This window comes from Microbulbifer maximicatervae (SeqCode), from assembly GCF_052466985.1.
In genome coordinates this window covers 436661-459556 of the sequence record NZ_CP174298.1, presented here as the reverse complement: position 1 = coordinate 459556, position 22896 = coordinate 436661, and the positions used below count along the sequence as shown (strand labels likewise).

Annotated in this window: 8 protein-coding genes; all 8 read right to left on the bottom strand. The window is 50.6% G+C overall.

Annotated elements, in window-relative coordinates; genetic code table 11:
- Positions 1–131 precede the first annotated feature (131 nt).
- Positions 132–5324 carry an OmpA family protein gene (locus tag ACJJI3_RS02070; RefSeq protein WP_444941333.1) on the bottom strand — a complete coding sequence of 1731 codons (5193 nt, stop codon included), beginning with the start codon at positions 5322–5324 and terminating at the stop codon, positions 132–134.
- Positions 5324–18373 (bottom strand): isopeptide-forming domain-containing fimbrial protein, encoded by a 13050-nt coding sequence (locus tag ACJJI3_RS02065; RefSeq protein ID WP_444941332.1) that lies wholly within the window; start codon positions 18371–18373, stop codon positions 5324–5326. Before ACJJI3_RS02065 ends, ACJJI3_RS02070 begins: the two co-directional genes overlap by 1 nt.
- Before the next feature lie 305 nt (positions 18374–18678).
- Positions 18679–20058 (bottom strand): AgmX/PglI C-terminal domain-containing protein, encoded by a 1380-nt coding sequence (locus ACJJI3_RS02060; RefSeq protein WP_444941331.1) that lies wholly within the window; start codon positions 20056–20058, stop codon positions 18679–18681.
- A 9-nt stretch (positions 20059–20067) separates the two neighbouring features.
- Positions 20068–20607 (bottom strand): ExbD/TolR family protein, encoded by a 540-nt coding sequence (locus ACJJI3_RS02055; RefSeq protein ID WP_444941330.1) that lies wholly within the window; start codon positions 20605–20607, stop codon positions 20068–20070.
- Entirely contained in the window at positions 20604–21194 is a 591-nt protein-coding gene (locus ACJJI3_RS02050) for an ExbD/TolR family protein (RefSeq protein WP_444941329.1), read from the bottom strand. The genes ACJJI3_RS02055 and ACJJI3_RS02050 overlap by 4 nt, the downstream gene beginning before the upstream one ends.
- Entirely contained in the window at positions 21194–21925 is a 732-nt protein-coding gene (locus ACJJI3_RS02045; protein ID WP_413662566.1) for a MotA/TolQ/ExbB proton channel family protein, read from the bottom strand. The genes ACJJI3_RS02050 and ACJJI3_RS02045 overlap by 1 nt, the downstream gene beginning before the upstream one ends.
- 69 nt (positions 21926–21994) lie before the next feature.
- Complete coding sequence (locus tag ACJJI3_RS02040; RefSeq protein ID WP_444941328.1) at positions 21995–22315, bottom strand: hypothetical protein; 321 nt, start codon at positions 22313–22315, stop codon at positions 21995–21997.
- The gene (locus ACJJI3_RS02035) at positions 22312–22896 is read right to left on the bottom strand and encodes a tetratricopeptide repeat protein (protein WP_413662567.1); all 585 of its coding nucleotides are present in this window, start codon (positions 22894–22896) and stop codon (positions 22312–22314) included. The genes ACJJI3_RS02040 and ACJJI3_RS02035 overlap by 4 nt, the downstream gene beginning before the upstream one ends.

Genomic DNA, 22896 nt, shown 5'->3' with positions numbered 1-22896 from the left:
TACTTAAAAGTGGAGTTAAATAGTGGGATTAAAAAACCCGACTCTTTTCCGTTTTAATAACTCCACATTATTGTTTGAAGCTCAAACGAAAGGGATAAGAATTAAGGCCCAGCTTGTACCGGGCCCTAGAATCACAACTTGCCAATAATATTAATAAACACCCCATGACTGTCATAGTCCAGCTGGGTGAGGTCATCAGAGAAGTCGGTAAAGTTGTAGCCCACCCCCAACTTAAGGTGGTCGCCAACATGGCGATACAAGCCGATTAAGGCGCCGCTCTTGCTATCCTGGGCATCGGGTAAATCGAGCAGACGTGCTTCCAAGAGGAGGTCCCAGCGCTTGATAAAATGCCAATCGGCACGCAGTACATAGAGACTCGCACGGCTATCGAAAAACTCTGGGTCTTCCGTATCCATGCTCAACTGGCCTAGACGATAGGCGTACTTGCCACCCAAAGTCCACTGTCGATTGAGGTCGTAACTGGCATCTATCGAAAAGATATGACTCTTCTGGATAAATTCAGTGGAGGTATTTTCAACAGTAACCTGATCCTGAGTCGGCACATTATAGAAATAGGTGTACTTCATCAGGGTATTCAGCCGGTCATTGTTTACCGGGCGGTAGGCATAACCCATTACCGCTTCGGTGAATTTACCATCGTAGAATTCACCTTCCGAACTTTTGCTGTCTGAATAGTTGAGTTTGCCAACCAAGCGCCAGTCCGGGGTGAACTGGTAGTTGAAGGTATTTTTTAATAGCCAGGTATCGCGCTCGGTTTCCGATACAACATTTTCGCCCGATACCGTTTCCGATATATCCGTACGGTATTCCAGCGCGGATGCGATACGTATAGCATCCAAGCCATAGCCCACATTAAAGCCCATGGCATTGCGCTCGGTCTTGGCTCCTGTATCCGGGTCTTCGAGTGTGCCCGCCTCCAGGGTAGTGCCATAGGTCCAACGGTCATTGGGGGCCAGATCCATACCCAGGGCGTGGGTCAGGCCAGTGGAAACATCACCGTGACTGTAGCGCTCCTCACCGTAAATATTTAGCGTATCAGAATAGCGACTGCGGAAGCCGGTACTCATATTGCCCTTGCGTGCACGCACACCGGTATCGCTGCGCTCATTATCCAGCGCATAATTCATATATAGGCTGGTTCTGTCAGTCACCAGAAAGTCCGTACCGAGTCGGGCAGCTGTGCCAGTATCACCACCGGAAACTTCACTGTCCATTGTCAAACGGTCACTTACCCGATAAGCGCCACCGAGGCCGATGCGATTGTTCTCTTCGCGGGTACCGGTCACTTCCATCGTATTCTGAACAAAACCAAAGGCGCTCCAACTCTCACCGGAATCATAGCTCGCCTCGACAGCAACATCTGTGCGATCCCCTTCTGTCTGGGTAGCGGCGACAACTTCGGATTCATCTTCACGGCTATCATTGCGAACTGCGGAGGTGAGTCGCCAGTGATCATTGATACGGTAGCCGAGCATCAAGTCCATGGCATTGGTTTGCAACCCCTGCTCTTCCTCTTTGGTGTCGGCTTTGATTCTTACATCAAAACTTTCGCCGATCGGCAGGTTAACGCCACCGCCATATTGGATGGTATCGCCATCCACAAATTGGCCTGGACCGGAAAAACCAGCTTCACGCTCTTGATGGTAAAAACTACCAGAGCCACGCAAACTCTCGAAGAAATCTCCCAGCTGTAAAACGCCTTCCACTTTGGTTGCACTCGCAGCAACCGTGGAATCCAGGCTTTCATCATCAAAGGTGTAGCCGCCATCGAGCGAACTGACGCTATCGAGATTGCTGCCCTCGCTATCGGCCATTTCAATTTTCACCCAACTACTGGCGCTTTTACGCAAAGTCAGGTCAATACCCTGCAAGGAACTTTCATTTTCATCTTCGTCTTGCTGAATACTGCTGAAGCCCAATTTGACGTGATCGCCCAACCAGTAGTGGGCACGCCCACCAACAGCCAAGGTGTCCATTTCTTCAAAACCTGGTGTGTATTCGTAGCGTGCTACCAGGTATTGGGGATTGCCGTTGTAAGCGCCATCTTCAATGAGCAGTTCATCATTTGCCAGGGAAGATAAGGGGCTGTTAAGCAGGATACGCCCTTGGATATAGTCGATGTCGTAATCAACTACTGCGGTAAGGGTCTTAACTGCGAGCACCAGCCCGGAATCTTTATCCCGAACTTCTACTCGTAAACTTTCCGAACCGCTGGAAATGTCCTGGTGACGGAGGTAATACAGGGAACCGCCGGTTCCACGATACTCATCGCGCCCGGCAATGGTCCCCGGCTCTGCTCCAAAGGCATCTATTTGAAAGCGCTTCTCACCAAAGCTGGTCATCGCATCGGTTTCAAAGTGACCACTACCGCCGTAGAGCGTTCGGTCAATTTGAGCGAGCTCATTATCGGCGTAGTTGGCTTTGAAATTACCCCAGAGACCGTAGTCATCGTACTTGGACAATTTCACATAAAACTTGCCTGACGTGGGGGCGTCTTCAACTACGGTGGAGTCATCGCCAAACGTCGGGTAATACAAATCACTATCCAGGCGGCGGAACAAGGCATCGGGAGACTTTTCCATAAAGTTGGAAAACAGATCCTCTACCGGGCCCTCTTCGGTATCTGCACTGGCCGACAGACGCCAACCTTCCCCGAAACCGCCGTTGGTGTAAAACGCCAGACGGCCATCGTAGCTTACTGAATTGTCATAATGAGTTTCATCACCAGTAACCAGGGCCGCAGGGCCATTGGTTTTATCGTAACCCACAGTAAGGTCGGCAATACCTACAGTAAACCAGTCGTTTTTGGCAAAATCCAAATCCCGCAGGAAAAGTTCGCCATTACCCTCATCATCGAGTATCGCCACTTCAACCGTATGCATACCCGGCTCAAAAATTTGCTCGGCGATAAACTGGCCTTGACTATCGACCGGTACCGGATTGCCCGCTAACCATACGGTGTGCCCGGACGGCACCTGAGTGCCATTGACCAATACACTGTTACCATCCAGAGGGATGTTCCGCTGCGCTAAGCGGTTCTCACCATAGCCTACTAATAATTCCCTACCAATATCTTCATTTTCTGAAGACTCTTCAATTTGATCTACCAACCACAGGGTCTGTTCCGTGGTCTCGTCATAGCGGCCCTTGTTGTCATAGGCACGCAGTACGTAGTGTAATTTTTTTAAAGGCGCCTGGAATTCAGAAAATTCTGCATGCCATTCCCCTTTGCCAAAGTGATCCAGCGGTACAATTGCCAGAGGTGTATCGCGCAGAGACTGTCCCTCTTCGAACAATCGCACTTCGGTACTTTTAATAAAAGAGGGATAGTTGGTATAGCTACTGAAAAATACCCGGTTCTCTGCCAGGTCGGTATCCGGGTTATCTGCGTAACGGATGGTATTGGGCCATGCTGTCACATTCAGGCGCGGTTGCATTTTTTTATTGTCGAAGCGAAATTGAATATTCGCTTCTTGCAAGGCCACATCAGTACAGCGCTGTAAGTCCGCCGAGTTTTTATAGGGGTCGTATTCCGGGCTGCCGTCGACAGTAATACGCATCAAGTTAAGTGCATAGGGATTATTGGCTATGGCTTCACGATTAATGCGCTCGATTTCCAGGCGATCACTTTCAGTGAGAATTGCCAGTTCATCGTACAGGATTTCGACCTCAACCCTGGCGCCATCCCGCTGCTCAAAGCCATTGCTCACTACATCTGCGGACTGGACGTAGCCGCGCCCTTCAAATTCCACCTGGGTATCTTCGAGGTTGAGCAACTCCTGTACCTGTGCCATAGCGCGCTGAGCGCGGGCACCGGACAGTCCCTGGTCATCGCCGTAAACCATCGCTTCGCGGCGATCCATACGCTGGTTATTGCTGTAGCCAATAAAGCTCAGACGAACATTCGCTTTATTGGAAATTTCAGCCATGGCCGCACGTATTTGTGTTAGCTGTGCCTGACTGATAATCGGATCGCCATTATCAAAACGAATCGGCGACAGTTTTCCACCGGCAGACTCATAGGCAATGGTGAGAGTTTCCGCAGCGGCAGCTTCCGGACAGGCCTGAACAGAATCTGTAGCGACTTCCAATGGGTCGTCATACCAAAATTCCACTTCTACGCGACGGTTGAGGGCTCGGCCTTTCGGCGTATCGTTGGCCGCTATTGGTTGACTTGCCCCCTTGCCACTGCTGGTGACCATGGCCGCAGGCAAATTCAGTGCAGAACCCAGGGCCTGAGCGACACGGCGGGCTTCGCTATAGGATCGCTCCTGATAAGCACTCTGTTGGGCTTCCGGATTTTCACTCACGTCCAGGGGGCGGGCGTCGGTATGACCAATAAAGTGAATAACCAGATTATTTTTATCCGCAAGGTTGGATCGAACCTCGCGGATACGGCGAATAAAGGCTTCCGGCAATTCTGTTTGCCCGGGCTCCATCCTCAGTGGCGTCACTAGGTTTCTAAGGCGTGCCCGCTGTTCACTGCCTGCGGCATAAGTAAGCCTGCATACCGTTTCCTGGCGGCATACTTTCACCCGGTTGAGCAACAATGCCTCCGCACGGGCACGGTCCGCCATGGCTTTTTCATCCAGGGCGTCATAGGTTACTTTTACCTGTACTCGGCGGTTCTCTTCACGACCTGCGGTAGTAATATTATCCGCTGTGGGTTCTATATCCCCACGCCCTTCAACAACAATCATTTGCTCAGGCAGTTCAAGGGCCTCCTGAAGGAAGTCCGCCACGAACTGGGCCCGCGCCAAAGTAAATTCTTCTTTGCTGGCAAAGTCTGCTATCTGTTCCCCGGTAAGGGGATCGGAATCTGTATGGCCAATAAAGTGCAACTTAAAGTTGGGCGTCTCACCCAAGTCATTCAAGCTCTGGCGCAGTAACTCCACTGCCTCCAGAGGTATTTCATCCTCAACGCCATAGAACAGGATTGGGTCGATAAAATCTTCCACCACAATCGGGTCCAGCGGTGCAACAAATTGAGTCGCATCCTGCAACCATTGATTTGTAGGTGCGCGCAGCAGCATACCTTCAGTATTACTGCCTATCGACTGCTCTTCGAGTTCGGATTGAGCTCCACTTTCTTCAGAACTCAGGCTTGGAATATTTTGCCAGACCTGCCACCAACTAGGCTCATCTACTTGCGCTCTCGCTTCCTGGGCCTGCGCTGGAAATGTTAATGCCAACGCGATCGCGGTGGCGAGACGGCAGTCCCGCCGAGGGAAAAAGCGGGTCGTCTTCGCGGCAGTATTTATCGAGCAAGCTCGCTGATCACGATTCCGTTTTGCAAAGGACATCACTCCAAACCTCCTTTACCAGGAGGCGCTCCACGGCGCCAGAAAACTTCAGTTTCTATGGTCAAATCGTAGTCACCTTCACGGCTCTCCCAGTCCTGGGCGACCTGATCTTTAATTGCCTGCAGACGCTCGCCCACCAGATCCGGATCTTCATTCTCCCCAAGATAGGCAAGGCGTAAAACAGAGGGAGCTTCACTGAGTTTTTCCAACAATAAATCCATTCGGGAATGCCATTGCGGGCGCAATTCTGTTGTGCCCGGTTCAAATACCGCTTCGGCAATATCCAGGCGCACTACCCGGTGCAAGCTGGCTCCAAAGTTGAACTTCAGCATCTTGCCTCGGGTGGCTCGCAGCACACGCGGGTTTTCAGTGGTGAGACGATACCCGCTTGGCAAGCTGCGATCGTCGAGCTTGAGCACAAAATTGGAACCTCGATCCCCATTCGGCACCACTGCGCAGGTAATATGGAATCGACCGTGGGAGTCCGCTGTAGCATTCAGGCCGGTAGCAGTCACCACTCGAGCACCCGGTAAACCACCCTCTCCTTCATCCTGGTAGCCATTCATATTTTTATCGTCAAACACTTTGCCGATAACATCGGTGCAGTCGAAGGTGGGATCGGGCACCACGCGCACAGTGGCAGAGGCCTCACCAGAGGCAGCCTGCCCAGAGAGCTGATTAAACATACGGGCGCGGTTCACATATTTGCCCTCGCCCACGCCGGAACCCACAACCAATAGCAATTTCAATACACGGGTTTCTTCCGCTTCCACGCGCAGGTCTGACCACCTCAATTGCAGGCCTTCGCTTTCAGGCTCAACCGCTTCTCCATCAAGGCGCGCCGAGCCCGCGACATATTTGAAGCCTGCCGGGAAGTAATCTACTAGCTGTAGATCTGTCAGTGGAATTGGCAGCGTATTGCCAAAAGTAATGGTGTAAGGAACCAACTGACTGCGGGTTACGTTGAGCATGGCCGCGGTTTTGGTGATGGATAGCGCCCCTTCCAACTCCGGGTCCATGGCGACATGGTTGTTGAACAGCTGGCTTTCCCCTGGAATCTGACCATCATCCAAAGTCATTCGCAGGTAGTAGTCCGTTGCCGCATCCCGCGCCTCGACATCAAGAGAGGGGTGAGAGAACGATTCCTGAACCTCACAATGATTTGCGGTCGCAGGAACCATATCGGCGTTGCTGCCCAGGCAACCGGCCACATCAAAACCGGCAGTTTCGCTGTTTGTCTGAGAAGGAATTACCAGTGATTCACCACCCACATAATCCTCATCCGCGATATCCACCTGAATCAGGTAGTCCGCGTTGGATGGACAGGCTGCATCGCTGAAGTTGATATCAAACTTGTAGTAACCCCCAGACTGGGTTACCTGCCCTTGTTGTTTCTCATCATCAAAACAACGCGCAGGCAATTCCTGACCGGAACTCACCCTCAACATAGTGAGGGTGGCACCCTCAATGGCGGAGCGGGTTACTGAATCGTAAACCACGCCATTGGGTGTTAGAGGCAAGTTTAAATCCTGCGGATTCGCTCCCGAGTCTACATAAATCTCACTAATGGACTGTGGGCCGTTGGTGAAATCAGAAACAGAGTTACCCAATGAAGCTGTACTTTCCGTAGCATCTGGTGCGGTGTAGCGCATTTCATAGCTAAGGCCACCATAGCTATTCGGTACCAGCCCCTGGAACTGGAAGTAACCATTTTCATCAGACTGAGCTGTTTCCATCAATTCGTCATTGAAATACAGGTCTACCGCCCAATTAAGCAGCAGGCTCTCATCCGTATCCAAGGCATCATTGAAATTCACATCGTGCCACAGATAACCAGCCAGGTTGGCAATGCCCGGGGTACCGCCAACGTCAATGGCAACACTAGCCTGAGCGCTGGAAGCCGGATCATTCCACTGTACTTCTGCGGTGTTTACTACAGTAAAACCATAATCCAGGTTTTCTGACATCTGCGCCTGGAAACGCAGAGTAACCATCTCTCCCGGTTCCAAATCACCGTAAGTTGTGGCGTAGTCTGCAGTGATTAGCGTGTCGACAACCATTATTCCGTCAGTCTGCCCGTTGAGCATGGCCGAATCAGCGATATAAGTAAGAACTCCATCTCCAGCTATAGCCAGGTCATCGGTGATCTCAATATAAGTTGCTGGGACACCGCTGATATTTTCGACGGTTACCAGGTATTCCAATACCGCACCCGCTTCTGCGGCACCGCCACCGACAACAGCAACTTCTTTCACAATGGAGAGCAACTGGGCATCACCCACGACAACGTCAGTTGGCTGTGCACCATTGGCTGGGTTGCCATCTGCGTCGGTCAGGGTAAGTGCCAACTCATCTGCTTCGACACTACCCTGGTTACTGATAACTGTGCCTGTCGGAGTGCCAGCATTCACCATTACCTCAAATGTGACAGTGGCAGTTTGACCCGAGGTAATAATGCCTTCATTGGCTCCTGGTAGCGGCGGTGTCAGGTCATCGGATGAAACCGGCAAGGCAGAATCCAACTGTGAATTACCACCACCGTTATCCGCTACCACTTCACCATTCAAAGTGGTGCTGCCAGCAACATAAGTAGTGTCATTTGGTACCTGATCGGTAAGCGCTACTTCGAGAGCATCTACACCACCCATATTGGTGATTGCGATGGTATACCGAAGTACATCACCCGGATCGACAATCCCTGCGGAAATATAGTCTTCGGCAATCTCCACAGTCTTGTGGGCAATTAACAGGGGTACATCGCCAACAATATCGATCGTTGGATCATTGGGAGCATCGGTATTCGGGTCATCAGAGGGCACTTCATCAAAAGTACCGCTACCCGCACCTTCACCATTTACGAACGCTTGGTTTGAAATAACGGTGCCATCATTAACGTCATTAATGGTGACATCAAAGGTGATGACCACTGCGGCTGCACCATTGGCCGTTGCGCTGATAAAACCATCGGCTTCGCCATCGGTATTAATGCTCATACCTGCAGCCAGAGGAGAGGTGCCGCTGACATCAGACAATGTGGAGCCGTTCAGGGTGGTAGAACCACTGACATAAGTTGTATTAGATGGGATCTGATCCAATATCAGAGCATTGATCGCATTTTCATTACCGGCATTTTCCACGGTAATGGTATATCGCAGGGTATCGCCAACCATCAGCAGGTCTGCATCATCAGTCATATCTGCCGACGTTTTTGCTACCACCAGTAATGGCTCTGACTCAATCAGTACTTCTGTGGGATCTTCATCACCCGCCGTATCCGGGTCATCAGTACCGTTGATATTGGGATCATCACTGTCTTGCAGTAATTGCCCGGGAAGCTGAACCTGGGCCTGGTTGAAGACTTGAGTCCCACTATCAATAACTGCTGCCAGGGTAACTTCATAAACAATCTGGATAGAATCTCCCGCAGTACCGCTCGCCGTAAGATCCAGATTACTGACTTCCAGATAGCCACTATTCCAGGTACCGGCAGAGGCATCGATAGAACTGCTGTCACTGCCAGTCGGAGCACTTACCAACTGTAAAGTGCCCGATTCAAACAGCGCAGAATTATTTAATCGACCCAGGTCATCGGTAATCTCGACTCCGCTCACATCAACACCACTCGTATTGGTCAGAGTCAATGTGTAACGTAAAACTTCCGTGGGACTGGCGGCAGTGGCCGGATTTTCTCCACGGCTGATATTTTCCACAGCTTTGTAGAAAGTCACTGTCGGCACAGAGGCGCTAACCGAATAAGCGTCCTCATGATCTAATACACCGGGAGTGCCATCGGTGGGCGCCGCACGGGTGTACTGGCGAACTTCAGTGAGGCTGCTATCCCAGCTGTGCCACTGAGTAACACCAGCAATATTCGTCAGCGTATCCCCATCGACGGTGTCGGTATCCAAGTAGGCATCGTAACCAATCAGCAGATGATAATCCGCATCCAGCATTGCCACTGAGCCAATGGAGGTAATTGTGAGGGTACAAGTTGCGTTATCGAATACCGCGCTAAAGTCGGAACCCTCTGCCAGGGTGGCCGTCGTGGTGCCGGCGCTGTCAGTAATTTGCGCGGTGAAATTGGCCGAGGCCGTTTCACACATTCCACCGGGATTATTATCCGGCAAAATATCGGTAACACTAATATCCCAGGCCGGGCCCGTACCGGTATTGTGCAAATCTAAAGTAAAGGTACCGCCTACACCGGACTGAACACTGGTGGGGCCAGATTTAGTCAGCGTAATAGCCGTGGGCTCTACTACTGTCATGTCCGCCGTAGTATTGCCGCTACCCGCACCCTGCCCCGCAGAGGAATTATCATTATCGTAGTTGTAGCTGTAGCTGGCACTGGCGGCAAAATTCAAACCGTCCACATTCGGTGGGTCCATATCCAGCAGTCGCAGTGTTACATCAATAACGACTTGCTCGCCGGCGGGCACATCAATTCCGTTAGTGCTATCTGCAATACTGAGACTGGTGGAGCTGCCGTTATTTTCCGGAGTGAAAGATGCACTGCCAGATACTTTACTGGCACTGACAAATTCCAGATCCGCAGCAGACGCAGTCAGATCCATCAGCACAGTGACATCGTGAAGCGCTGTGGTCTGCACCGTTTCCGGGATGGTAATGCGATAGTTAAACGGCTCGCCAATGGAAGCTGTTAATTGGGTAACTTCAATCAACAGTGGCGCGGCATTAGGAGTATTAAATTGGACACTCACCGGAGAAGTCGGGCCATAATCCTCACGTAAATCGTCAGTGACCGCCACGGAATTCAGAGACGGCAAATCGTTATCATCAAGCGAATAATAAACTTCAACATAGGCCGCATTTTGCAGACTAAGTCCAGCCCCTAAATTAGAATCCGCTTCAACGCGATATACCATTTCCATGGACTCACCAGCGTTGATTCCGTAACCCGTACCTGCGGCAAAATCCCAAACGGCTTCGCCATTACTACTATCGAAAGTAGGCGCAACCACTGTTGCTGCGGCACCATTTACCGTGAGGGACTGGACACTGACTCCCCCTTGGCGCAGACCTAAAGGAATCACATCGCGGAATACCGGATCATAGGCTGGTGAAGAACCGTTGTTGGTAATCGTAACGGTATATTCAATGGTATCGCCGGCGGAAAGCGTGCTGCCATCTGCGGGAGTTGAGCTAATAGCTACGGCGAGGTCCGGCTGTAACAGGTCCAGTGTTTCGCTATCACTGCGGGTTTCGGCTCCTGTGGCAGCATCAAAACCAAACTCTGCAGTATTGGTCAGCGCGGTGTTCGTTGCTGGCCAGGGGTGGGAATCCTCATTGAGAACCCGCACAAGGTAACGCACAATAAATTCATCGTTGCTGGTATCGTTATCACCCGTGTTGACCAGGTCGGGAATACTCCAGGTAACCGTAGTGGCACCAGTAGAAGGATCACCAGACTGCACTGGTTCTGCGATATCGGTGTGGGTAAAGGGCGCCGCAGCAGTAAATGGTGCAGAAGTCTGGCCATTAATTGAAAGTGTGCTTACAAACACCATTCCCTGGGGCAAAGTATCGACAATAAGCCCATTGGAGGCCGTGCCCTCTGGTAGGGAGAGGGTAATCTGGTATTCAACCAAGTCGCCCACTCGCAATTGCTCGTCAGCGCTACCATAACTGTCATCTGAACGAATTTTGCTAATTGTGCTGTCATTGGCAGCATCTAGCTGAGCGGCAATATTTTCCAGTAAGTAATCATTCAGGCCACCGCTGCCATCAGCACCGTTACGTTCATAAATACTGCTGTTATCTTCATCGAGACTGGTCCATTCCACACTGGCAGTTGCGGACAGCGCCGCCGCCGGCTGTACGCTATCGAGTACCACCACATCGAAGACCAGTTCACTGTTATCACCTGCGGCGATATCCAGATCACTATTGGCCCGATCCCAAACCAGGTTTTGCGCAGTAGTAATTCCGTCACCAGTTACGGTGGGATCTGCCTGGGAGGCTCCGGCAAAAGTCACGGTGCCCGGTACAAACTCAAGCCCCAGGGATAACAGCTCGTTAACTGAGAGATCGTAAGCTGCAGAATTTTCCGCATTACCCGCAGCACTGAGGTCCAGGGTAAAACGCAGTACATCGCCCGCATCCGGATCGTTACCGGGATTGGTTTGATTTGCGACAGAGGCAATTGCACTTATCTCTGGCTCGACGATGGTGAGTGTCGCTGCAGTGCCGGTGCCTCCGGACTGAGAAGTGCCGCCATCAGTCGCGGCATAAGAATAAGTCACCTCATTTTCAAAGCTGTGAGCAGCCTGGGCTGTGGCATTGTTGGCAACCCGGGCGCGAACTTCAAAAATTGCCACGGTACCGGCTGGGATAATATCGATTGCCAGATCGATATTATTGCCACTGGTATTATCGGTGTAAGTAAGCCCATTAATTTCCTGCAATTGCACCAGCTCTAAGCTGGGGTCTAATACATCGGAAATTTCAATATCGTAAATGGCCGAGGTGGTGCCGCTACCGGGGACCTGTATCTGGTATACGACCTCGTCACCGACAGCGGCAGTAGTCGCTGTTTGCAGTGTTTTTTGCGGAGCAGTCACACTGGTCGCAACAGTGCCCATCGGATAGGGAGTGCCCAAAGTAACTGCAGAGTACTGTTCGCCATTGCTAGCTTCCAGCGACCAAAATTCATCGACGGTAAAAGTATTAACCCAGCTTTCACCGCCACTAATATCTGTATAGAAACCGATCTCATAACTGATTTCCAAACAGGTACCCGCTTCGACCGGTACCAGGAAATCGAAGCCCATATCAGCACCCCGTGTTGCCGGCGCACTATAGGTGTAGTCTGTTCCCTGTGTCAGTACAGCGCCGTCGAGGCTCACCTGGAGATTGGCAATGGAACTCTCATCCATTTGCGTCGCTAAATCGTCAGTTAGCGATAGGTTGTAGGCGGGGGCAAGACCCGAGTTACAGGCCTGCAGGGTAAACTGCATAATATCGTTGGCCGGGTCCACATTCATATGGGAGCTGGGCCAGGTAGCATCGGTCTTGGTGAGATTGTCGATCACCGGTTGCAGTACAGTAATATCGGCGCTGTCCTGCAAGGTACTGGCGGCACCGGTGTAATTTAGCTGGGCCGTATTGGTCAGGGTTGCGGTAGGTGCGGTGATTCCCGAACCCGCCACTACTTTAGCGGTGTACTCAATAACAAAGTTATTGGTATTACCGAAATTACTGGTGATATCCCCTAGATCCCAGGTCACCGTGCCAGTATCACCGGCAGTGGGAACCGAAATCGCTGAATAGGTAAAGTCATTCAGACTATCGCTGTAGGGAGCAGCTGTGTCCCCGTTTACGCTGACAACAGTGTCAAACTCCAAACCACTGGGCAGCACATCATCAATAGTGACTGCAGGTGTTGTTCCCGCCTGTAAATTCAGGGTGAGCTGGTAAGTGACAGTATCGCCAACACGCAGGGTACCCACTGCAGTTGCGGTATCTGTATCGGCAATTACTGCTTTTGTAATGCTAGTATTGTCTACCGTATTAATACTGGCTTCTGCAGGACCAACACAGTAATCATCAGGTGCGGAAATACTGGGGCATCCAGCACCGTCGCGCTCATAGGCCTGGTCATTGATACTGCCATCGTCCAGGGAGGTCCAGTCCAGCATCACACTGTTGCTGATAGGCGAACCAAAAACGCCTGTAACCTGGGTTCGGTAGGTGAGCACCAGAGTTTGACCCAGCGCTAAATCCAGACTGTTATCGCCATTGTCACGACCCCATACGAGTGGACCTGCTGGAGCTGCCGCTGGTGTGGCGACAAAGCCGGATACTGCGGTACCGCCTATTTCTGCGGTAGGTGTAAAACTGCTATCAAAGGTCAACTCTGAAGGCAGCGTATCGACTAAATTCAGCTCATAAGCTGCGGCACTGGAGCCCGCATCATGCTCCACGGTAATAACATATTCCAGCACATCACCACCCACCGGCAGATTGCCGGGGTTGGTGGCATTACTCACTGTCTTATTAATCTCGAGTAACGGCTCTACTACCGTTACACTGGTTGTGCTGTCGTTGATATTTTCTGTGCTGCCACTTTCCCCATTGCTGTAAGTAAGCGCGGCACTATTTTGGCGATTGTCACCATCATTAGTGGCGAGATCATTTTCGATGCGGGCAAAATAGGTAATTCGAATCAGCGGAGCAATTGTGCTTCCGGCCGTGTCATTTTCACTGCTGGTATCGACGGTGCCGATATCCCAGGTAGCATTTCCGGAAGTATTATCCCCCGGAAAACTGTTAAAGGCCGATTCAGATGGCGCGCTGCCATTAATAGTTTCAATACCGACAAAATCGTAAGTAATATCGTAGTCAGTATTGTGAGAGAGCACATAACCTTCTGGGCTACCCAGCTGATCAGTGATAACTACATTTTCACTGATACCTTCCGGCAAACTGATTTCCAGTTGGAATTTTTTATGGGCACCAATGGTGGGAACTACCGAGGTGTCCAAATCCGTTTTAGTCATTGCTAATGACGGCACTTCGGTCTGGGCGCTGGCATTGGTTTCATAATCGTTGATGGGATCGCCGACATTAGGCAAAACACCAATACGCATGCCATCAGCGGCACCATCAATGCCAATAGAATTGCCACTGTTAAGTGCAACATCCGAGCCCGGCAGGGACTGCCAGCGGGCTTCAACGGTGTTGTCCAGAATTTCATGGGGCTCAACGCCCTGCTCTACCTGGACTTCAAAAGTGAATGATTTTGTATTGCCAACCGCAATAGTGTAATCGCTATTGCTGCGATTCCAGCTAAAGATGGGGGCATTGGTGCCCACCGTAGTGACATCGACATTATTCGGGGGATCGTTGCCGCCCACATTGCCCAGATAAATAAGATTGCTACCGGTGAGATCGTCGAGCACCTGCAAGTTGTAGGCATCGGCACTGCCAATATTTTCTGCTGTAACCGTGACTGTCAAAATATCGTCAGCATCACTATTGGTAACAGCAAAGGATTTGGTCAGCTGTATTTGTGGTTCGAGTACTGTTATTTCATGGGCATCAAATGGCACCGCCACCGCCGCACCGGACTCATCCACATAGGTAACTTGCGCAGTGGTATAGCTACCGCCATTACCCAAAACATCACCGTCATTGGTGTTACTGCTGTTTTCAATACGGGCAATAAACTCTACCGGAAAATCAAACAGGCTACCGGATACGGTGGTGAGTTCCTGATCACCAAAATTCCACTCAACGTAATCTGCAGTACCTGTGCTGGTACAGGTAGCATTAAAAGTTCCTCCCGGTACAAAGCCAGCGGCATCGTATGGGGAGGCACTTAAATCGATGGTCTCCCCTTCGATACAGCGCATACCTGCCGGCAATTCATCACGAATCACAAAATCTCGCAGTTTCGCTGCCGGAATCTGTGCTGTCAGTTCGTAACGTACCTCTTCACCGACAACCGCTGTGTCACTGCTGGTTCCACTGGCCGTGCCGTTGGAGAACTCAAGGGCTTCCTTCGGCTCTGCCTGTACTTCAATAATCCTCATCTGTGCTTCGGCATCGTCGGACTGGTAGTGGCGCGCCCGACCGGCTGCAGGAGTGCCGTCACCGACACCATCATTGTCCGTGTCACTGTCAATTTGCGGAGAAGTCTGATTACCAAAATCGCCTTCCAAACTGTCATAGCGAGCGAAGAAAGTATTGGTAAACAGCTGCAGTGGTGCCACTGACTGATGTGGTTTCACACGGTAATACAGAGTTACGGAGTCACCCGGGTTAATTCGCTCAAGGGCAGTGGAATGCTCATAGGAAAAAGTAATAATAGCCGGAGTGCCACCATCACTACAGTGGGTAGCTTCCGAATAGTTATTTGCACCGGAGGTAATTCCCACCAAGCCATCGTCGCCACTGACAGTTTCCGAACTGCCATCAGCATCGTTATCCAGGCTATCGGAATCCATTGCCTGCACACACATCTGGCCGGAAGAATCCAGGGTATCAGTTACTACAACATCGTATGCGGGAGCGCGATCAACACCGCTATCCGCAGCCCGGTTAGTCACCGTGAGACGGAAGATATAAGTCTGGTCCCGGTGCCCTTCATCAGTAAAGTCCACAAAATTGCTACAGCTTGTTCCAGTGCCGTAGAGATTTTCATTACAGACTTTTTTATCGACTTCTATCGAGGGTTCAGTAACAGTGACAGATTCCGACCATTCAGTAATATCTGGGAAACCGGGGACCGTGGTTGGAACACCATCAATATTGGTCAGGGTTCCACTGGTATTGTAGTTATCTACGATAATCGTTTCAGTATCAAAAACCGCAGTAAACTGGGCGCGGGCGTAATCGATACTGTCATTTGCGTGTTGGTTCGGATCAGTGTTTTCTGTATCCACTGGGTCATTCAACAAGCGGGTTGTCATATCCGCAAGGAACCAGCGGTCTTTCGCTGTAATATTGGTAGTAATATCCCACCGTAAATCTGTCTCACTCAGAGAGTTATTCAGACCACCGCCCTCAACAATATCACTGCTCGAAATCACCACACAATTTGCCTGAGAGGTGGGATCAGGAAGGCTGACGTCTGAACAATTTAGCGGTGAATCCGCAATATAGCCCTGGCCGTCGGGAAGGTCATCGATAACATCAATGTCCTTCACTTCTATCAAAGTAAATCCCGGTGTATCGAATCCAAACCAACCACCGGCTTGAATTTCAAAACTACACTCTTCACCAATCAATACACTGCTATTTGGGAAAGCAGTTTCACTGGTCAGCTCGGTACATTCATCGGAACGGTCCTTGACCAGGTTAAAACCCATTACCCGTGCGCGCATACCATCAAGGGTGTAATTATTAGCCAATTGCTGGTTTGGTGTCGTATCCGTTAGAGATGCAGGACTGGGGAAACTTAGCGCGGTACCATCATATAAGGTGATTTCACCTACGACATCTGCACGGAACGTCAGGTCGTCATCAGTGGCCGAGTGATTCTTTTCAACCACAAAAACCACTCGCTCTGTATCACCAGGTCCAATTTCACCCCCCAAATCACCACTGTCACACAGGTACACCCTGGAGGAATCTGGCAAATAATCAGGCTGGTTCCAAAGTGGGTGTCCTGGCACTGTGCCCAGATTGGGATTTCCCAGGGCCGTACAGCTGCGGTCATTGGACAGGACCGTCATCGCCTCACCGAAGGTGACATACACGGAATAATCATCCGCGTCGTGGCCACCGTTATTGGTGATATCCACCGTCAATTCTGAAGTGCCACTATCGCGAACAATATAAAGTGGATGAACCGTGCTGACGTCCAGATCTTCGGGGTCGGGAGTAACCGACTGGGCTTCTACCTGAGTAGCAGGAGTGGTTGAAGAACAGAAATCCTCGTAATCAATAGTGAGGACATTGTTTGCAAGGGCGATATTGCTATTTGGATCGGTACCGGTAGTGGAAGACTCTTCCTCTATATCCAGGTCAGCATCCAAGTCATAGAAGTCCGGCTCGATCGTAACGATGCGGAAACGAATTTGAATTTCATCCCCATACCGCATCATATGCTCTTGGTCTGAGTATACTGAGTGAACTGTACTACTCAGCAAGCGGAATTCCGGTCGGTTGTTATTAAGTGGATTTGTATCCCATTGATTCCAGTTAGAACCCACACGCCATTCCAGCGTATCGACTTTGCCATCGTAGGTTGAGCTATAGTTAGCGCCGTGGCTATCAATACCGCGACGCTCGCGGGTAATTTCCGGTGTAAAGGTGGTATCAACCACATATTCGTCGGGCAGATCGCTGACAAACTGGATATCTCTTACCGAGCCACCTGTCCGGTTATTTACCGTTATAGTAACGTAACCGGAAGCACCGAGCGGTTGATTCAAGTTGGTACCAGTAATCTCCTGGGTAATAGTGAGGTCTGATAAAACCTCAACACGCATTGCCGAAGTATCAGAGCCCGGAGCTGAGGCTTCTGCGGGACTGGAAATACCGCCAACACCCGTATCACCATCAATCTCACAACCCCACTGTAAATCTGACACTGTATTAGTGCCATTGCTACAGGAAGTATTTACTTTACCTACTAAATAAATATCCAGATTGCCACCAGACGGAACGTCAGTGCGCCCTGAGCCATTGGAAAAGTTACCATCCAGCTCAAAGTTATTAATAGAATTACTTGCAGAAACGCAGCTACTGCCACCGGGCGCAACACCATTATTATTGGCAACAGCTTCAGCGGCACTTTCACTCGGACAAGCGTAATTGATATCCATATTGGGGTTGGACATCAAATCATCAAAACGCGCATCCTGCATATCCGCGTCACCATCATTGGAGATACGAATACGCCAGATCACATCATCTTCAATATTGCCATAGACATTATTGGTGTAGTTCGTTTGCGCCGCATCAATATTACGGCCGCGCTTGTCCATGGAGGGTTCTGGCTCACGGATAGACAGCTCCATACTGTGAGTATCTGTAGTGGTCGGGTAACTGCAGTAATCGAAAGTTGCGGTCGCATTTAAGGTGCGATTATTAACAACCAATTCTTCCTCTTCGTCATCCTGGCTGCGCACATTAAAGGTGATAGTCAGGGTTGTATTTTCGTCACGCTCTGCGAGTGCAGACAGATCATTTTGATCCCAGGTAATAGTGGTACCGCTAATCGTGGGCTCAGCCAGAACAACCCCGGAACTCACTGAAGTAGAGCCAGTCACATACTCGAGACCGGAAGACCCCAGGTTCTCCGTAATAACGATATCCTGAATAGACTGGGTACCCGATAGGCCACTGAAAATACTGGGTACATCAACTTCGATGGTTACCTGACCATCACCACATAAAACACACCAACTGTCGCTGGAGCGGTGACTGAGAATATTGAACCCTGCAGGATCATCGGTAATAGAAGGACAGTTAGATTGAGCAAGTGCCTGCGGTGCAGTTAGAAGGACCACCGCACAGACCAATAAAAATCCAATAATCACAGACTTGCAGGATTTTTGCTCAACAAATTCCGACTTCATTATCACTTAACGGCCGCCACTTTCTAATACAGATGTTTGGAGATAAATCGGGCATTTACACCAGACACTCCACGGTGGGCGAACTTTAATTACAACCCACTTAGGTAGCCGTGAAACAAGTCATAATTAGCCAGCTGACAAGTGGAACTTTTGTAGGGATTGCCAAGTGGTTCTCAGGCGGACCCTCAGTAAGGGAAAATTTTTGTCCAGAACGGACAAATAATAACTGAACAGGTATGACGAAAATTTCATCAGTTTGAAACGACCGGAACCCACTATTCAGCGGGTTCCGGCCAATTATCAGTCTAGGTTGGCGGGAAGAAGTCAATCGGATAAAGGATGGTAATAGTCGGCACTCCGGCCTTTTCACCAAAGTTAAATCGTTTGACCCTAGCCACAATTTTCGCATTGAGTGACGGAGAATCCACATCACTGGAATCTACACTCACGGCAGAAACCGATCCGCTGGGTTCAATAGTAATCTTCAACACCATCTTACCTTGCAGCGCGGGATTATTACGCAGCTCACGATTGTAGATACGGTACAAGGTGGCCTTGTAGCGATCGAAAACAATCTGGATTTCCTCATCTGTCCGCGACGGACCAGCACCATCACTGAGAGGACGGTCCTCACCGGCAAAGTCACCTTCAGTACCGATAGAACTTTCCACTCGCGCAAAGGCAACGCCACCCAAGTCCGAACCAGATCCACCCACATTGCGACTCAGCTCTGCCGTATTGATACCACCACTACCCGCGGTAGATGCTGCAGTGATCAGTGAGCGCTGACTGCGGTTCTCTTTTTTACCGGCCGTGCTCAGCTGGGTTTGCTGGCCGAGGCGGTTATCCAGATCATCTTGTATCAGGTCCTGGAAGTTATCCTTAAAGGCGAGAACACCGGATCGCTCAGCTTTTTTACGCGCCTGCTTTTTCTCCGCCTTGGAGGGTTTCGGGTCCTGCTTGGCTACCTTCTGCTCAGGCTTCTTCTCTGGCTTTTTCTCCTCTTTCTTAGGCTTGGCTTTTTCTGGCTCCGGCGGTGGCTTGGGCTTGGTTTTCTTCTCAATAACCAGCTTGGCCAAACGCTCGGGAATTTCCACTATTTGAGACTCGGGCTGGGGCACCGTATACAGAGGAATCAGGTAGCCCAGCAAGGCAGCGATAAACAGTGAGGCAAAGACACTGCGGCGAAAACGCTTCTCGTCCTCGCCCTGCTTGTGCCATGGCATCACCATAGGGCGGAACTTGGGCTGTTCGAATTCCCGTGTTATCTCGAACTCGAACTTTGACTCTTCCTCCTCGCGGCGCAGCTCATCCGCGCGCTCATCCAGCGCAAAGACCTCTTCCTGGCACTCGCTTATGCTGTTCTGTATAGCACTGCGCTCATCGCGCAGCTGCTCCAGGCTCTGGTTGAAACTGCGCGTCGACTGACCGATCCGCTCGATAACCTGCGCAGAAGCATTCTCCCGATAATCTTCCGCCCAGAACATTTCTCCCGCGCCCGCTTCTTCAAGCTTGCGCAGGCGTTCGGAAATCTCGTCGAGCAACTGGTACTTGGACCCCTGGTCCTGTAATTCAGCCAGCTTCTCTTCGATCTGGTGCCGCTCATCCTCGAGCAGCTGCATGCGATGGTGAACCGCCTCAAGCGCCTCACCTACCGCCCGCTGTTGTTGAAGAAAATTACTCACAAACTTCCATTAACCCTGAGATGCTTTCTGAATAACCGCCAGTGAAACTTTGGTATAACCAGCGTCTGTACAGCTGGACATCACCTTTTTCAGCAAACTGAACGGAATGCCTCTGTCCGCGAGAATATTAACCTCCGGTGGTTCTGGATCCTGCCCCCCCTCGACATCACCCTCACCTGAATCTGCTGAGGCCTGTGCAACTCCAATTGCCTTGGCCAGCTCTGCAACCATCGCTTCCTTAATGGCCGCAATAATGGTTTCCTCACTTTCCAACACTTCGGCGGTGGCAATTATCGAGTTGGACTCCACCAGGATTTCATCATTGGTCACCATCAAGGTCACCGTTTCCCGGGGCTTGGTTTCCACCACTGAGTCCGGCAAGGTAATCACCTTGGGAGGCTCCAGCGCTTCATTGCTGGAGGTATTAGTCAGCAGGAAAAACACCAGGATCGTAAAAACATCCATCAGGGAAGTCAGGTTCATGCCCGAGGTTTTCTTGCGCTTATGGCTTCGCGCCATACGCTTCATGCGTCGGCTTTCATTTCTCATGGCGCATCTCCTATGGAAATATCAGGAAATAAAACCACCTTTTCCACCGCATCCAGATCACTGGGATCACTCCCCTCAATCCGTACTTCAGCTCCGCGCACAGTATCCATAATGCCCACCAAATGCTCATAGGCGATTGTGGGCTCCATCAGGATGATGGAATCAGTTTTTTCCGGATAACTGGCCTTAACTTCCAACAAAAACTGCGTGAGCTTCTTTAGGTCATACACTTCTGCTGTGGGCAGCACAGCGAGAATCTCAGTCTGTTCTGTATCTGCTCCAACGGGAGCCTCAATAAGAGCATTTTCACCCTCGCCATCGATATTCAGGTTGGGGAAACGTGCGATAACCTTTTCACCATCACTGATTTCCACGGCCTGTTCTCGCACAACTACCTCCACCGTAACCGTGGGATCATCCGGTGCTCCACCACCGGCACCACTCGGCATATTCAGTTCGAGAATTGTCACCCGCGAAAATACCGCCGATACCAATAGAAAAGGCACCAATACCACCATCAAATTCAAGAAAGCAGTGATATCCAGCTCAGGAGCTTCTTTATCCCGCCCGTGGCGCCGCCTTCTCATTACGCAGTTTCCGCTTGCTGTGCTACTGGATTGGTTTTAGCTGGGGCAGTTTTTTCACTAGACGGCTTGGATTTTGCGGGCTCCACTTCAAAGCGGCGACGGGTTGCACCATCAATCAGGTTGGATGCTTTTACAGAGACCATCTCCAGGCTATCGATAATTTCACCGGTGAGTGAGTTCAGCAGTGCGTGGACGATCAACAACGGGATACCAGTCATCAGACCGAAGGCGGTGGTGTTCATCGCCACGGAAATACTGGCGGAGAGTAGGTCTGCCTTTTCTGCCGGGTTGGCATTGGCTACCGCTGTAAAGGCTTCGATCAGACCCATAATGGTTCCCAGAAGCCCGAGCAAAGTTGCGATATTGGAAAACAAAGCGACGTAAGGGGTGCGCTTTTCCAGTTGTGGAGTGATCTCCATCATGCTCTCTTCCATCGCGATTTCGATATCTTCACGACGGCGAACAGCTCCCTGCCGGGCCAGCCCCATAGACAGTAATTTACTCACACTGGACTCGTCCTGTTTTACCAGGTTGCGAGCGCGATCGAAGTCTCCTGAAGCTAATACCGGCTGCAGCTTATCCCACATATTGCGGTTGCTGCGGCGCTCCAAATGCAGGCGGATAAAGCGCTCGATAGCCACAGCACCACCCAGTGCGGCAACCACGAGAATCGGGTACATGAAAGTACCGCCCGTCTGGAAAAACTCGATGACGTTATTGAAAAAGTCCATTACAAACCCTCTTGAGAAATACAGCTAAAACTTGGTGCTAATCCGGCGACAGCCAGAATCAATATGGCGTTAATCGCCGGACAGGCTGAGTTGATAGAACTCCAACTCACGCATGAAAACTTCCTTGTCGAGCGGTTTGAGTTTGTCGTCCATCAAGCTGGAGACAAGGTCGCTTTCGACACCCACTTCGGAACTTTTCCAGGGGACAATATAGAGAGACTTAGGGGCTTCCTTGTTACCGATAATAGAAATACCCGACAACTCCTTAATTTTTGAATCCACCTTTTTATCGGCGGATTCTTTTTTCTCCTCTCCCTCAGACTGAGCCAAGGCATAAGGAAAAACCATAAAGCTGGCCACGAATGGCAAAGCCCAACGAAGTTTAATCATTTACCAGCCCTCCGTTGAATATCAGCTAACCAGATAGTGACATCCCGGTCCTCTGGTTCCAATTGAACATATTGTTCGAATTGTGCCAGAGCACACTGGAGATCTTGCAGATACAGATCACACAATATGCCCAGATTTTTTATCAAAGGTAGATATTCTGGATTTTCTGCCAAAGCATTCACATATATTTTCCGTGCCTCGGCAAAGCGCCCTTGCTTTCGGTAGAGAACGGCCAACTCATTAGTTGCCACCGGATGCTTTTCGTCCAGCGCCAATGCCTTTAAAAAAGCCTCTTCCGCTTTTGCCTCATTGCCACTTTTGTAGTGGGCAATACCCAGATTGATATAGGGTGCCGGAAGGCGCTGCTCGCGCTCCACCACTGACTGCAGAAGTTCAATAGCACTCGCATAATCCTGCTCGGCAAGATATTCCAGGGATCGCTCAAAGTCCCGACTCACACTGCCCGATACCCGCACCGAAGAATAATCAGAGATTTTTCCAGACTTGGTTTGGGTGCTGGCGCAAGCTGCTAACAACAAGGCTAAGCCCACCAGAAAAAACAAACGCATTTGTTTTTGCAT